This window comes from Sphingomonas cannabina (assembly GCF_021391395.1).
Classification (GTDB): Bacteria; Pseudomonadota; Alphaproteobacteria; order Sphingomonadales; family Sphingomonadaceae; genus Sphingomonas; species Sphingomonas cannabina.
In genome coordinates this window covers 2,191,730-2,206,318 of the sequence record NZ_CP090059.1, presented here as the reverse complement: position 1 = coordinate 2,206,318, position 14,589 = coordinate 2,191,730, and the positions used below count along the sequence as shown (strand labels likewise).

The window sequence follows — 14,589 nt, the reverse complement described above, 5'->3', positions numbered from 1 at the left end:
CGAGCTCGGCGGAGCATCGTATCGGCGAGAAGCTCGGTGTCCGGGTCTACCAGGATCTCGGCCGGCTACCTGGCGAGAGGCAAGGTGAAGGTCTGCGCCTTGCGGATCATCTCGACCTTGAGGGCATCTCCGCCTTCCCGAGGCGGGGATGGCCGTCGCCAGCTCGGCATAAGCCATTGCCGCGCAGGCACATACGACGCCGGCCATCAGGAAGCCCAGGATCACGGCTGGACCGGCACGTTCGGCGCCGACCCCCAGGGCAACGAGCTGAGGCCATCCCAGGCCGCAGGCCGGACGCCGCGGCGGTCCCGCGCGAGGTAGCGATCGGCTTGCGCCGGTTCCAGAACGACATGGCTCAGTGACTTGGTTTGGGTGCTGTGGCCGGCGCCTTGAGGGCCGCTTCGCGCCGAGCATCCTGGCGCAACACCCCGAGGCCTTCCTCGAAGATCGACTTGGTCGGGAGCGCTTGCCGATCGACGATGCGGCCGCCGAGCACGACCGTGTCGATATCCTCATAGTTCCTCGCATCTGCCAGCGGGTCCGCATTGAGGATCAGCAGGTCGGCGAGCTTGCCGGCTTCCAATGTACCGAGGTCTTTCCGGCCATAGCCCTCGGCGACGTTCCTGGTCGCCGCCATCAGCGCCTGCATCGGCGTCATGCCGTGTGCGACGGCCGAGCTCAGATACCAGGTCATGCCGTGGCGCCAGTCGGCGAAGAATTCGGGAGGCGCGCCGCCTTGCAGCGACGGCGTCGGCGGCTGGCCGTCGGTCGCCGCCATCATCTTCACGCCATGCGCGATGAGATTGGTGTTGTTCCGGTCCGCCACGTCGAAATCCAGCGTGGAGGCCCCTTTGAAGGCAGCCAGCCCCGCCCTCGTCTGGATCATGGCGGAGCAATCGCGCCGCGCGGTGGCGATCCTGGCCGCCAGGTCCTCGGGGATCGGATGGTCGGACGTGTGATTGCAATGGGTCAGGATATCGACCCCCGCATCGAACGCCATGCGCAGCGATTCGACCGTCGTGCTGTGCGCCTGAACGGTGAGCCCCGCCTTGTGCCCTGCCGCGACGATCGCCGCCTGCGCGGCCGGGGAGAAGACGATGAAGCGGGTATCGCGCTGCCCCGACGAGGCATATTTGATGAAATCGACCTTGCCGGCCGCGATGTATCTGCCGACGGCGGCGCCGACCTCGTCCGCAGTTCGGGTCATCAACTCGTCACCGCTGACGCCCTGCGTCCAGATCGCATTGATCCGGTCGATCGTCGCCTTGTCGAGCGGCGGGACCCGCCTGCTCCAGCCGGAAGGGGCGAAATCCTCCGAGAAGGGACCGTCGAAGCCGATGATATTGCCGCCGACGAAGATCCGGCTGCCGACCGCCTGCCCGGACCGGATGCGGTCGCGGACATTGACCAGCGGTCCGCGCGGCCCCCAGGTATCGAATACCGAGGTGATGCCGTACTTCAGCTTGAGCTGGGCGGCCTCCAATATGCCCTCTTCATACCTCCCCTCGAAGTGCAGCAGCAACGGCGCCTGGATCCAGGACCAGAGGTGGACATTGGCATCCATCAGGCCGGGCAGAATGTATTTGCCTTGCTTGCGGATGATCTTCGCGCCGGCGGGAATGCGCGTCGTCCGCCTGTTGCCGACCGCGACGATGCGGCCGTCTTCGACGACGAGGACGCCGTCCTCGATCGGCGCGCGCCCGGTCGCGTCGATGATCGTCGCGCCGGTGAAGGCGATGGGCTCGGCGGATGCCGTTGCGGCAGCGATACCGGCGGCCGCAGCCGCCACGACTGAGAAGAGCTTGGCCAGAACGTGCATCACGGGTCTTCCAACAAGAGCTGCTTGGCGGGGCCGGGCGATCAGAAGGCTTTGGCGAGGCTCATCCCGAAGATCCGCGGGCGGATGTAGGTCGCCGTCACCACCGGCGTCGTTCCGTTGCGATTGGCGAGGTTCAGCAACCCGCGCTCATCGGTGAGATTGCGGACGAAGAGGTTTACCGTCCAACCGGCCGTCTCGACCCCCAGGTTCAGATCGACCGTATCGTAGGCGGGCAGCACCAGGCGCGACTGCAGGGCGGGCGGCGCCGCGGTCGATGCGAACTGGCCTCGGCGCGAGCCGACATGGCTGTAGTTGACCGAGGCGGTCGCCTCCAGGCCCGGCGCCAGCGGCCACCGCTGCTCCGCGAAGAGATTGCCGGAGAACTTGGCGGCATAGGGAAGATCCTCACCGGGCCGCCCGACCGCCGACGTCCCGCCGGCGGGAGGGGGAGCGAACGCGCTGATCAGCTCCGCATCGGTCCAGGTCGAATTCGCCGCGATCGTCATTCCGCGCCACGGCGTGAGCTGGACCGACGCCTCCAGGCCCCGGCTGCGCGCGCTGCCGCCGTTGGTGTTGAAGCCGATGCCGGAGGCCTGGGTCGCCAGGATCTGGATATCGTCCCAGTCGATCTGGAACAGGGCGAGATCGAATGTCAGCCGCCGATCGAGAACGGTGCCCTTTGCGCCGAGCTCGTAGCTTATCACCGAATCCGATCCATAGGTGCGGGGAACACCGAGCGCGACGGGATTGGGGCCGCCCGGCCGATAGCCGCTCGCGACCCGGACATAGGCCATGAGGTCGCGGTCGAACTTGTATCGCGCGGAGACGAGCCAGGTTCCGACCGATTCCTTTGACTTGGAGCTGACGGTCGTGGAGGGGCCGAACAGAAACTGGGCGGCAGGATCGATGAGGGATTCCTGAGTGAAGGTCTGCCGGTTCTCGCTCCAGCGCCCGCCGACCTGGACGTCGAATTTGTCGGTCAGGCGATAGGTGAGATCGCCGAATACCGCCCATTCCTTGTAGCTTGAGGGGCTGAGGAACACGGCGACATCGGCGATCGCTCCGCCGGACGGGTCGTTGGCGATGAGGCCCTGTTCGGGGGCATTGCGTTCGTTGGTGTAGAAACCGCCGAAAATCCACTCCAGCGTACCCGTTCCCTTCGAGCTCCAACGAACCTCCTGCGAGAATTTGTCGGTGCGGTCGCGGCCGACGAGGCTGACGGTCGAACCGGTCGGGGAGTCCGGATAGAGGCCCAGCAGAAAGTCGAACGAGCTCGTCACGTCCTGCGTCACCGGCCGGTCGGATCGCGACCAGGCGCTGATCACGTTGATCTCGCTGCTGTCGAGATCATAGTTCGCCTTGGCCTGGAACATCCGGAATTCGGATTTCGCCGAGTCCAGCAGCGAGTTGATCGTGTTGTCGCCGTACCGCGGCCGATAGTCGGTGAGCGGTGCGGACGGCAGCGGGTTCAGCTCGATCGCTGCGGTCCCGGTTGTCCTGGTCCGCTGGTAGAGCGCGCTGAGGTCGATGGTCAGGCGGTCCGTCGCCGCGGCATAGAGGGCGGCGCGCCCGGTCAGCGTCCTGGATTGGTTGACATTCCTGCGGTTCACCGCCGGGTGGATGTCGTCGACATAGGCGGGGTCCTCGCGGTATCCCACGCTGGCCCTGACGGCGACGCGGTCGTCGATCACCGGCACGTTCACCGATCCGCGCACCGCATAGCCTTCGTCACCACCGCTCGCCTTGTTGCCGAGAATCTCGACCCTGCCCGAGAACCGGTTTGGATCCGGGCGTCTGGTGATCAGCTTGATCAACCCGCCCGTGCTCGAGGCGCCGTAGAGCGTACCCTGCGGCCCGCGCAGCACTTCGATCCGCTCCAGCTCGGCGGGATCGAGATCGGGAAACGGCGGCGAAGCGAGATAGCTGGTCGCGCCGAAGGGCGCGTCATCGATCATCACCGCCACGGTGGGGCTGGTGCCGTTGCCGCCGGTGGTGACGCCGCGCAGCGAGATGCCGCTGGTCGAGCTGCTCGATACCGACAGGCCGGGAATGCGTGAATAATAGTCCGCCAGGCCGACCGAATTCTGGCGGGCGAGCGCCTGACCGCTCGTCGACGAAACCGCGACCGGAACGTCGATCAGGCGTTCGCTGCGCTTCTGCGCCACGACCACGATATCGTCCGTGGGCGGGGTCTCGGCATCGCCCGGCTCCGCGCCGGCTTGCGGCGTAGCTGCGGAGGTCGTCCTGCCGGCGCGCACGATGGCGACCGCGCCGGAGCCATCGGCGTGGGCGGCGAAGCCGGTGTCGGCGAGGATCGCCTCCAGTACCCGCTCGGGCGAGGCCGCGCCGCGATAGCCTGGCGACCGGGCCGTCCGTACTTCGTCGGCCTTGTAGAGGATCGGCCGGCCTGCCTGACGGCCATAGGCGTCGAGTGCGGCCTTGAGCGGCCCGGCCGGAATGTTGAACTCGCGTACCTGCGCCTGGGCCGGCGCTACCAGTGCAACGGCGAAGACGCCGCTCCCCATGACGGCGACAAGATTCCCGAGCCCCATCCGTCCCTCCCGCTGGCCGCTCTTTTGCTGGCCTTCAAAGGTTGGAGACAATCGGGCGTCGCGGAACTGTAATGCTCAATTCGAGATTCTGATTTCCGATGCCGTCTCCTCGACCCTCAAGCCATAGGCCTCGCGCAGCAGCCGGGCGAAGGCCGCCGGCTTGGAGGCGGGAAAGATGCCGCCGATCCGTATGCCCGCGACCTCGGCATCGGTCACGACGAGCCGCTTCTGGTTATAGCGGTTGAACTCGGCCGCGATGCTGGCGAGCGGCTCCCGGTCGAAGCTCAGCATGCCCTGCCGCCATGCCAGCGTATCCTCCACCCGCTCTTCCGAACGGGCGGTGATCAGCGTTGCGGCGCCCTGGGCAAGCGCGATATCGCCGCCGGTGATATCGGTCGAGCGGACCGCCCGCGGGTCTTCGGCGTCGTCCACCCTGACCCGGCCTTCGAGCACCGATATGACGACCTTGCCGCCGTCGCGGCGGACCGCGAATTTGGTGCCCAGCACCGTGACCTGACGGCTGCCGGCATGAACGACGAATGGCCGCTCCTTGTTGTGGGCCACTTCGAAATAGGCCTCGCCCCGCTCGAGCCAGACCTCGCGTCGCGCGTCCGAGACCGCCGCCCGGACGCGCGACGCCGTATTCAGCTCGATCCTGCTGCCGTCGGCCAGATTCACCATCTTGCGGCCGCCGACCGGCGTTTGAAAGCTGGCCTGCACGGTGACCGGCTCCTCATGCGCCGACGGGACGAGCGTCATGAATCCAATGCCGATGACTACCGCGAGCGACGCGGCAATCGATGCGGGCACCCACCATTTCGGTCCCCGATAGCTGGTGGCGGTGGCGGTTGTGGCCTCGTTCTCGACTCCCGGGCCAAGGGCGCCGATCCGATCGGCCTCTTTCCAGCTGTGCTTCAGCCGCCAGTAGGCGGCCTTGTTGCCGTCGGACTCGGCGAGCCAGGCATCGAGCTCCGCCTGCTGCGCATCGCTCCAGGGACCATCCTCGCACGCGATGATGAACGCGGCCGCCTGGTCGTTCGCTTGGCGGGCGCGGCTCATTGCCCGGCCTCCCTGCGACGTCGGTCGAATTTCGGCCGCACGATCTTCCCCGACCCGCCCAGCATGTGATCGGCGAGCGCCTTCATTCCCATCATCACCTGGTGATTCACCGCGTCCTTGCCGATCCCCAGCCGCTCGGCGGTTTCGTCGACGCTGAGGCCGTCGACCTTGCGCAGCCTCACGATCTCCCGCACGCGCGGCGACAGCTTCTCGAGACCTTCATACACCCGGCGAAGCGCCTCGCGCGCACTCAAATGCCGCTCGGTCGCAAGCAGATCCACCTCCGGCTCGACGGCCTCCAGATCCGCAATCAGCTCAAATGAAACGATCCGCGCCCGTTTGGCACGGTTGATAAGGTGATTGCGCGCCACGGTGAACACATATGGCCCCGTGTTCAGCGGCAGCCCGCTCCGCGCACCGGCAATCGCGAGTTCGTAGATATCATGTCTGAGGTCGACTAGATCATCCGTGACCCTCCAGTTGCGCCGGATGAAGTGCGTCAAGGATCGTTCGAGAGGGAGCACCTCGCGGCAGAACCAATCCTCGATGGCTTTATCCTCGACCATGCGTACGTTGAGGTCTCGTTGTGCTTGAATCGGTTATACGTGCAAGACAAACGAGTTGCCGAATGATGTAATGTAAATCGTCGCTGCCGTTGGTGAAAAGCGATCGTACCGCCCGATCGGGACCCGAAATCGTGGAAATACAGGACGCAGCGCTCGAGGAATTGAGCATATCCGTCGAAGCTGTAATCGAAGCCATCGGGCGTCGCCCCTGAGATTCGACCGCGGTTAGAGGGTGCCGCCGGCACGAAACGGCCGCGGCCATCACAGATAGACCCCCTCAGGATCAGGACGATCGTTCAACTGGCGGCCAGTTCGACCAGCCAATCCCCCAGCTGCCGAGCAGCAGCGAGCCGTGGATGCGCGCGACTGTCTCGGTGATCCTGGTTTCCGGGTCGCGCCCGCCAAGCACCTTGCCCCGCGGCGAGACATAGATGTCGCGCTTGACGCCGCCCCGCGAGGCCGACGAGGCGTCGGTAGTCCGTGCGATCGCCGCAGTCGAGGTAGAGTGCTTGTCGGTAAAATTGCGACCCTCGACATTGAGCGACCAATGCCGGCCGGCATCGACCCGGCCGTGTTGGCATCGTCCGAAATAATGACACGGGGTTCCATTCGATGTTCGGGCCGACATAGACGCCGCTCGGATCTGGAGGCACCGCAGCCCGACTCGCATCTTGGCAGCTTCATTTCCCCGATGACCTTCTCCGGCGAATTCGTCAGCGATAGGTGTCGAGCCGAACCCTGAGCATGACGGGCTCGACGAAATTCAACCCGAAGTCGATCTGATCGCCATTCCACCGCCGGCGCATCGCCCATTTTCCGTCGATGAAACTGCCTTCCTCGACGCTGAGGAACTGCATGGTCCCGTCGGCAGCTGGTGCAAAGCGTATCCGTATCGAGGTGCCGGCCACGATGAACTCGTTCGGGCCCAGCTGCGCGACCACAGCGCCTCCTACGGGGCGTGCCGCATTCGGGTGAGGCTCGAGGCGCGGATCGGTACGGTCCTTCATCTGCCACAGGCCAAATTGTGCCGTGATCTTCCAGCGTCCCATGACGGTGGATTGGTCGCCTCCGTCCGAACCCTTGGCAACTCCCCAGGTCGGGTGCTCGAACGCGATGCGCGCCCAGTCGCGCGCCATCGGCGCGAACAGGCGGTATGGCGCGGCGAACGCGTCGATCGTCTCCCGGTCGAGCGTCTTCGCGCCGAGCGGGTAGTTCGAATAGCTGGTGCCGTCCATTCCGAACGGCGCGAAACCGATCGCGCCCTTGCCCAGCACCGGCCAGAAGTAGCGGGCGAAATCCATCGCATTGCCCGTCTCCGGCACCATCAGGGCGTTATCCGGACGAGCGTAGCGATCGAGGAAGGCGATATAATTCTCATGCTTGCGGTCATAGATGTCGGGCGCGACCAGATCGATGTGCGGCGCCGCCGCCTTCCAGATTGCGATGACGTTCCAGTTCGGCCCACCGACGGCCCCCTTGTCGGCATTCGCCTCGTCGAAGGGATTGGTCAGCGCCGCGTTACAGTACATCGGCAGGTCGAGCACCGCCTTGCCGGCCGCGGCGATCTCGTCGATGTAACGGGCCGTGTACCATGCGTTGAACGCCTGGTCGGCATGGGCGCCGAAGACCTGCGACCAGCTTCCCGACTGCCGCCCCAGCGCGCGCAGAAGCTGGGCGGGGACCGGGCCTTCGAACAGGCGTTGTGCCTCCGGGGCGAAGTCGCGCGGCTGGCCGCCGCTTCCCACTTCATTCTCGGGCTGCACCATGATGACGGTATGCTGCGGATCGATCTCGCGAATGTGCTGCATGAGCCGGACGAAAGCCCGACGATCCGCCTCGAGCGTGTTCCGGCCGTGCGGCGACAGGACGTAATGCGAGCTGCCGTCGCGCCTCTTCATGCGCGGGAAGCGCCTGGTGTCGGTCTTCACCCATTCCGGCGTGTAGGTCGGACCCGTGTTCTTCCAGGTCCCGAACCAGAGCAGCACCACCCGGACACCGTTCTCGCGCGCCTGTCGCACGAGCGCGTCGAGGAAGCTGAAATCGAATTGCCCCTCGACCGGCTCGACCTGCTCCCAGGCGACGGGAACCTCCACCGTATTGGCGTGGAGGGCCTTGATGGTGGGCCACACCAGCGGCAGCATTGCCTCATAGTTGCTGCTGTTATGCACCTGCGCGCCGAGCATGAGGAACGGCCGCCCATCGACGAGGAGCGCATGGCGCCCCTTCTCACTGACCAGACGGGGAAGCGGGGCGGCCTGCTGGGCTGACGCTGCCGGCGCCGAGCCCAGGATCAGCAGGAGGCCGAGAATAGCCCCGCGCAGGCCGGCAACGGACGGCAAGCGGCGGTCTTGAAAGAGCTTTATCACCATCCCTCCCGTTCGATCGATCGTGACCGTTATCGGCGTTCGCACACGCTAGTGCGTCGTTCCTTCCGAGGGCTCGCGCGACAGCATCACCCCGTCGAGGACCAGGCCGCTCTGCCTGGTCCGAAGCCGAACGCGATGTTCCCCAGGCGCAAGGTCCGCCGGCAACGGAACGAGGATCAGATTGTCGAGGACGCCTCGCGTCCACGTCTTGTCACCGGCCTGACGCGGCACGGTGATCGTGGAGGACGCCCCGCCGTCGACGGCGATGTCGAGCGCGAACCCCTCCTGCCCCTCGGTCGGGAAGGTCGGGACCAGGCCAAGCGCGGCGCGGCAGCCAGAGGGCAGGTCGAAGCCGATGTCCAACGCAGCACCGCTAGTCCTCGCCAAAAGCGCGCGGCCGCTTCTCCCCAGCCCCTGTTCGACCTGCCATCCCGCTGCGCCGGGCGGTCCCGCGATCATCCGGCTCGGACAGGTGTCGGCGGGCGGGGAAGGCTGCGGCGCATCCCGGAGAGCCGCGCGCAGCCCAGGGGCAGCGATCACCTGAGCGACCTGGCGATATTGCTGCCACTGGTTGTCCGCCGGCTCCTCCGCCATGATGAAGCGCCATTTGCCGCCCGCGACGTCGTTGTTGAACCGGCTGGTCAGCTGCTTGATGCGTTCGTCCGCACTAGCCGCGACGGCGGCTGCAGCACGGGCCTCTGCCGGATCGGAATCGATCAGGCCCGCATAACGCTCGTTGGCGAAGAAGCGGCGGTTGGCCTCGGCGGCGGCGCGGATGGGGTATTCGACCAGCTCGAAGAAGGCGTCGGCCTGTTCGCGCGGAACGTCGCTGCCGATCCGGTCGAGCGTGGCGGTGAGGGCGTCGAAACGCGCCAGCCGCGCCGCGACCTCCGCCGGCGACAGCGGCGAACGGCGCGGCTTCTCACCCGGCAGCCACCATTGCAGATGCTCGGTCCGCCGCTCGAAATTGAGCGCGTAATATTCGTCCAGCACCGCCCCGATCCGCGAGCCGAGGGTGCTGTCGAACGTACGCCCGGCCCAATCGTCGAGGAACGCGCGCTGGCCCTTGCCGCGCCAGCGCTCGATGTCCCATCCCATCTCCAGGAATTGGGTCATGCCGATCTCCGCCGGCTTGATGTCGCCGACATTGGCCACCCAGAGCGTGCGGATCCCGGCGTCCCAGGCGCGTGTCATCTCCTCCCTCACCAGCGCGGGCGAAGTCGAGGGAAGCCACAGATAGGACAGGGGCGCGCCGAGATAGGAGAGATGGTAGTAGATGCCTGCCCCGCCTGCGCGCTTGCGCTCATCGGCATTCGGGAACTGGCGGATGTAGCCGAAATTGTCGTCCGGCCAGACGATCGTCACGTCGTCGGGAACGCGCAGCCCGCCGCGATAGATGTCGAGCACCTCCTTGTAGGGCATGAAGAGCTGCGGAACGCGCGTGAGGTCGCGGTCGACATGCCTGGCGAGCATGGCGCGCTGGTCCGCGATCACGCGGTCGAGCAGCGCGACCTTGTCCTGGAGGGTGGCCGCGCCCAGCATCCCGCTATCGTGGATGCCGCGCATGCCGATCGTCCAGAGGCTCTCGTAGCGGGCGTTGGTCTCGGCCCGTTTCTCCCAATAGGCCTGCACGGCATCCCGGTTGACGGCGTAGTTGAACTCGCCCGGCCCATGCCATTCGCCGACATTGTTGCGCAGCATCGGCTCGGCATGGGACGAGCCCATCACGATCGCATATTCGTCGGCCAGCTTGGCATTCAGCGGATTATCGTTGAACGGGCGCGAGACGCGATGCATCGCGGGCCATAAGGTGTTGGCCTTGAGCCGCAGCAGCAGCTCGAAGACGCGGGTATAGGTCTTGGGGCCGATCCCGCCGGCTTCCGGCTCATAGGTGTTTGCGGCCCAGGGGTGGAGGCCCCAGTCCTCGTCGTTGATGAAGATGCCGCGGTATTTGACGGAGGGCGGACCGAAGCGGCGCGTTCCGGCCTTGATCCACAGGGCGTCGTGGCGCCTCGCCGGCACATCGGCCCACCACGTCCATGGCGAGACGCCGATCGCCTCGCTCAGCTCATAGACGCCAAACGCCGTGCCGCGCCGGTCGCTGCCGGCGATCACCAGCGCCGCCTCTAACCCCGGGGCGGGATTGCGCACGGTGGCGATGACGAAGCTCTCCCATGCGCCGCGCAGGCGGCTCACATCGATCCGCCCCTTCGCGGCCAGAGCATCGATCAGCCGGCTCTTGCCGAGGGTTCCGACGATGATCGCCCGACGCCCAGCCGGCGGTGCAGCGCTCGCCGTCAGCGTCGGCCTCACGCCCGTCACCGCGGCGATATCGCCGGCCAGGTCGGTCGCCGCATGGGCGACGACCGGCGCATCCTGCGGATCGTAGAGGATCGGCGTAGTCCGCCCGTCGGCGAAGACGGCAAACCCTCCCCGCGATGGCCTCTCCGACACCAGGGGCGAGGCGAACGCCGGCGACAGCGGCAGGATCAGGCCGATGATGATGGCCAGCACCAGCTTCGACAGGGCAGCCGCTCCACGAGACGAGCCTGCGGAGCGGCGACCGATGATGTCAGCCACGAACACCCCCCGATTACAGACGGAACCTGACTCCGACCTGGATGCGGCGATCTTGGATCAGGACCGCCTTGGGCCGGTACATATAGCCGTAATAGTCGATCCGGTCCGGCCTTGTCAGATTCTGACCCTCGAGCGTGAGCGTCACATTGGGCGTGACATCATAGTTCAACGACGCATCGAGCTGCGGCTGGGCATTGCTGTAGATCGGCAGGTTGCCCGCACCGCCGCCGCCGGTGGTGTTCACGAAGGCGGAGCGCCAGTTGTAAGCGACGCGCAGGCTGACGCCGTACTTCTCGTAGATGCCGACGAGATTGTAGCTGTTCTTCGACAGATTCTCGAGCGGGACGGTCTGGCCGACCACGGACGAGGGCGCCTTGCTGTCGACATAGGTATAGTTCGCCTGCACCCCCAGCCCGTCGAACGGCGCGGGCAGGAAATCGAAGAACTGCTGATAGCCGAGCTCGAAGCCCTTGATCTTGCCGTTGTCGCCGTTGCGCGGCCGGCTGATCAGGAAGGTCAGGCCTTCATGGACCTCATTCTCGTTCGAATTCTGGATGAAGCCGTCGACGTTCTTGATGAATCCGGCAGCATAGGCGAGCCCGCCGCCGGGCATGTACCATTCGAGCGACGCATCATATTGGTCCGCCCGCAGCGGTCGCAGCGACGGATTGCCTGCCGAGCCCGAGAGGAAGAGATAATCGAGCCTCAGTGCCGGATTGAGCTGCGAGAAGCCGGGCCGAGTGAGCGACTTGGACGCGGCCAGCCGCAGGAAGAGATTGTCGCGCAGCTTGGCGCGTACGTTGACGCTCGGCAACGCATCGACGTAGCGGTTCGACTGCGTCAGCGGGGCATAGCCGCCGCCCGGCAACGTGACGGCGCTGTTGCCGGTGGTGGTCGTCGCGATCACACGCATGCCGAGGTTGCCGTCCATCGGGATGGAGAACAGAGACCAGGCGAAGTCGGCCTTGACGTAGCCGGCGACGGTCTCCTCGTCGAAATCATAGGCATTGGTGGGAATGAGCGAAGGCAGGGCCGTCGTCCGGTAGCCGATCCGTTCGCGCAGCCCGACATAATCGCGCAGCAGATCGGAGCGTGCGGTCAGCCATTGCCGGATGGCGATGTCGCGGCCGGAGAACAGGTCATTGTCCGTCAGCCTCTGCGTATCGAGGAAAGGACCCGCGTCGATCGCATCGGCGCCCGTCGGATAGGTGTAATTATCCTCGATCCGTTCCGAGCCCGCCTTGCGCTTTGCATAGCGGAAGCCGAGCTTGAACGCGGTCATGCCGCGGTCGGCGATCTCGAAGCGGCTGTCGAGGCGCGCGGCGAACTGGTCACCCGTCGTCCGCGTCCGGAAGAAGGTGAGGCGATTGAGCGTGAAGCCGGCAATCTTCGTCGGGTCGAGGCCCGTCACCGCGATGACGGGCAGCGTCTGTGAGAGATCGAGATCATAGGTCGCCGCCTGACCGCGAATCACGAACTCGTTATAGGTATTCCAGGAAATACTGCGGCTGTAGCTGACATCGCCCGTGACCTGCACACCGTCCCGCTCATATTTGCCGCCCAGCGCGAATTGATATGTATCGGTCGTATCGTCCTGGGTGTAGGTGCTGGTGGTCAGGCCGGCATTGTTCCAGCGTCCCCGCTGGATAGTGAGCCCATCCTCCGCGAACTCGAAGGGCGGCACCGCCACCGCCGGTGAGGTGCGGATGCCGCTCGTGCCGGTGAGCGCATAAATGAGCTGGTTTTCCTCGTCGGAACGATAGCGCGTGTAGAGCCCGTCGAGGTGGAATTCGAGGCTGTCGCTCGGCGCCCATTGCAGCGAGCCGTTGATGCCGAGCTGCTTGCGGTTGCCATAGGTGTAGCGCTGGCCGACGTCGGTCGGCGACACGATCAGGTCGTCCGGATCGTTGGGGAACACGCCGTCGCCGTCGCGGTCGTAGAGGTCGCGGCGCTCGCTGAAGGTGCCCACCGCGTTGCGGTCGATGCGATAGGCGAAATTCTGGTAGCTTGCGCTCAGCAGAGCGCCGATGTCGCCGATGCCGGTCGACCAGCGGTTGCTGACCAGCGCGGACGCATAGGGCTTCACCTTGCCGAGCAGGTCGGTGTACTCGCCCTTGACGCTGGCGCCGATCTCCAGGCCCTTGAAGTCGAACGGCCGGCGCGTCCGGAGGTCCACCGTGCCGCCGAGGCCGCCCTCGATCTGGTCGGCCTGCGCCGTCTTGTAGACGTCGATGCCTCCGACCAACTCGGCCGGAACGTCCGATACCGTCAGCGAGCGGGACGCCGCGGAGAATATCTCGCGTCCGTCGAGCAGCGTCTGCACCTGACTCAGGCCGCGGATGGCGATGCCCCGCCCCTGCCCTTGGCTGCGCGTGACCTGAACACCGGTCACGCGCTGCAGCGCTTCGGCGACATTGTTGTCGGGCAGCTTGCCGATGTCCTGCGCGACGATCGAGTCGACGATCGCGCCTGCGTTGCGCTTGATGCCGACTGCGGAGCGAAGGCTCGCCCGCACCCCGGTGACGACGATGTCATCGGGCGCAGGTGCGTTACCGGTCTCCTGCTGCGGAGAGGCACCCGCATCGTCGCGGCGCGGATCGCCAGCACCGTTATCGCGAGCATCGGCACCAGTTTGCGCGGCTGCCTGCGGTGCCTGCTGCGCCCATGCCGGCTGCGTCGCCACGCTGAGCGCCACCAGGCTCACGCCCATCAGATGACCGGGAACCATCATCCGCCTCTCCCCTTTTGTATGATCAGTCATACATCCATATGTCTGCCATATTTGTCTGTCAACATGGCGGGCTACAGGTAGACACATTTTCGGGTATGATCGACTTGCAAGTCAGTGGAGAGCGGGGCACGCGGATCGGGCATGAAGGAACATCGCAACGACAAGCTATATCGGGCCGTATGCGACTCGGTCCTTTCGTGGATCCGCCAGGGACGTCATCCGAAGGGCGATCGCCTGCCAACGGAGCGCGAGCTGGCCGAACTGCACGGCGTGAGCCGGACGACGGTCCGCGAGGCGATGGTCGCGCTTGAAATGGCAGGGGTCGTCGAGATCAGGAAAGGCTCCGGCATCTATGTCGTCGGACTGGACCGCGTCTGGGCGCCGCTTCCGGAACTCGACATCGGCGCGTTCGAGCTGATCGAGGCGAGGAGGTTGTTCGAAGGCGAGGCCGCCGCCCTGGCTGCGGTGTCGATCAGCGACACGTTCCTGGCCGAGCTGGAAAGGCTGCTGGAAGCCATGCACGATCCGGACAGCTTGAAAGCCGAAGCTGCCGACCGGGAATTCCACCTGACGATCGCCCGGGCCACCGGGAACAGCGTGATCCAGCGCACTGTCGAGAGCCTGTGGGACATGCGCGACCGATCCCCGCTCGCACGGAACATCCTGACACGGGCCCGACATTGCGGCTTCAATTCCCGGATTTCGGAGCACGAGGAGATACTTGCCGCGCTTCGCCGGCGTGATTCCCGCGCCGCCCGCAAGACCATGCGTTCTCATCTCGAGCGCGTCATCGACCATCTTCTGCAGGTGACCGAAAATGATGCGGTGGAAGCCGCGCGCGAGCAAAGCGCCGAGTTGCGCAACCGCCTCCTTCAGCAGGATGCATGACATCGGCATAAATTTGTCCGACACATTT

General features: G+C 65.7%; 9 protein-coding genes and 1 pseudogene. 1 reads left to right on the top strand and 9 read right to left on the bottom strand.

Annotated features, from left to right (window positions below):
- Positions 1-135: 135 nt before the first annotated feature.
- From LZK98_RS20705 to LZK98_RS10340, 9 genes and pseudogenes are all read right to left on the bottom strand, one after another.
- Positions 136-414, bottom strand: a pseudogene (locus LZK98_RS20705) (hypothetical protein); the annotation flags it as partial.
- A complete protein-coding gene (locus tag LZK98_RS10375; protein WP_233782234.1) occupies positions 356-1,819 on the bottom strand; it encodes an amidohydrolase family protein in 1,464 nt (487 codons plus the stop codon). The gene LZK98_RS10375 and the pseudogene LZK98_RS20705, both read right to left, overlap by 59 nt.
- Before the next feature lie 41 nt (positions 1,820-1,860).
- Positions 1,861-4,371: a TonB-dependent receptor domain-containing protein gene (locus LZK98_RS10370; RefSeq protein ID WP_233782233.1), complete on the bottom strand. Its 2,511-nt coding sequence runs from the start codon at positions 4,369-4,371 to the stop codon at positions 1,861-1,863.
- A 75-nt stretch (positions 4,372-4,446) separates the two neighbouring features.
- Complete coding sequence (locus LZK98_RS10365; RefSeq protein WP_233782232.1) at positions 4,447-5,430, bottom strand: FecR family protein; 984 nt, start codon at positions 5,428-5,430, stop codon at positions 4,447-4,449.
- On the bottom strand, positions 5,427-5,996 hold the full coding sequence (locus LZK98_RS10360; RefSeq protein WP_233782231.1) for an RNA polymerase sigma factor: 570 nt from the start codon (positions 5,994-5,996) through the stop codon (positions 5,427-5,429). Before LZK98_RS10360 ends, LZK98_RS10365 begins: the two co-directional genes overlap by 4 nt.
- A 283-nt stretch (positions 5,997-6,279) precedes the next feature.
- Entirely contained in the window at positions 6,280-6,624 is a 345-nt protein-coding gene (locus LZK98_RS10355) for a hypothetical protein (protein WP_233782230.1), read from the bottom strand.
- Between the two features lie 85 nt (positions 6,625-6,709).
- A complete protein-coding gene (locus tag LZK98_RS10350; protein WP_406693335.1) occupies positions 6,710-8,365 on the bottom strand; it encodes a DUF5597 domain-containing protein in 1,656 nt (551 codons plus the stop codon).
- Positions 8,366-8,410: 45 nt separating this feature from the next.
- Entirely contained in the window at positions 8,411-10,942 is a 2,532-nt protein-coding gene (locus LZK98_RS10345; protein WP_233782228.1) for a glycosyl hydrolase 115 family protein, read from the bottom strand.
- Positions 10,943-10,955: 13 nt separating this feature from the next.
- Positions 10,956-13,673, bottom strand: coding sequence for a TonB-dependent receptor (locus tag LZK98_RS10340; protein ID WP_233786472.1), 2,718 nt, complete (start codon positions 13,671-13,673; stop codon positions 10,956-10,958).
- A 141-nt stretch (positions 13,674-13,814) separates the two neighbouring features.
- Between LZK98_RS10340 and LZK98_RS10335 the strand changes: the two genes are divergently transcribed.
- Positions 13,815-14,561 carry a FadR/GntR family transcriptional regulator gene (locus tag LZK98_RS10335; RefSeq protein ID WP_233786471.1) on the top strand — a complete coding sequence of 249 codons (747 nt, stop codon included), beginning with the start codon at positions 13,815-13,817 and terminating at the stop codon, positions 14,559-14,561.
- The last annotated feature ends 28 nt before the right edge of the window (positions 14,562-14,589 follow it).

Bases quoted from the DNA above. Each gene is read 5' to 3' on its own strand.
- LZK98_RS10375 (WP_233782234.1), bottom strand. From the start codon at position 1,819: ATGCACGTTCTGGCCAAGCTCTTCTCAGTCGTGGCGGCTGCGGCCGCC.
- LZK98_RS10355 (WP_233782230.1), bottom strand. From the start codon at position 6,624: ATGTCGGCCCGAACATCGAATGGAACCCCGTGTCATTATTTCGGACGA.
- LZK98_RS10365 (WP_233782232.1), bottom strand. From the start codon at position 5,430: ATGAGCCGCGCCCGCCAAGCGAACGACCAGGCGGCCGCGTTCATCATC.
- LZK98_RS10360 (WP_233782231.1), bottom strand. From the start codon at position 5,996: ATGGTCGAGGATAAAGCCATCGAGGATTGGTTCTGCCGCGAGGTGCTC.
- LZK98_RS10370 (WP_233782233.1), bottom strand. From the start codon at position 4,371: ATGGGGCTCGGGAATCTTGTCGCCGTCATGGGGAGCGGCGTCTTCGCC.
- LZK98_RS10340 (WP_233786472.1), bottom strand. From the start codon at position 13,673: ATGATGGTTCCCGGTCATCTGATGGGCGTGAGCCTGGTGGCGCTCAGC.
- LZK98_RS10335 (WP_233786471.1), top strand. From the start codon at position 13,815: ATGAAGGAACATCGCAACGACAAGCTATATCGGGCCGTATGCGACTCG.
- LZK98_RS10350 (WP_406693335.1), bottom strand. From the start codon at position 8,365: ATGGTGATAAAGCTCTTTCAAGACCGCCGCTTGCCGTCCGTTGCCGGC.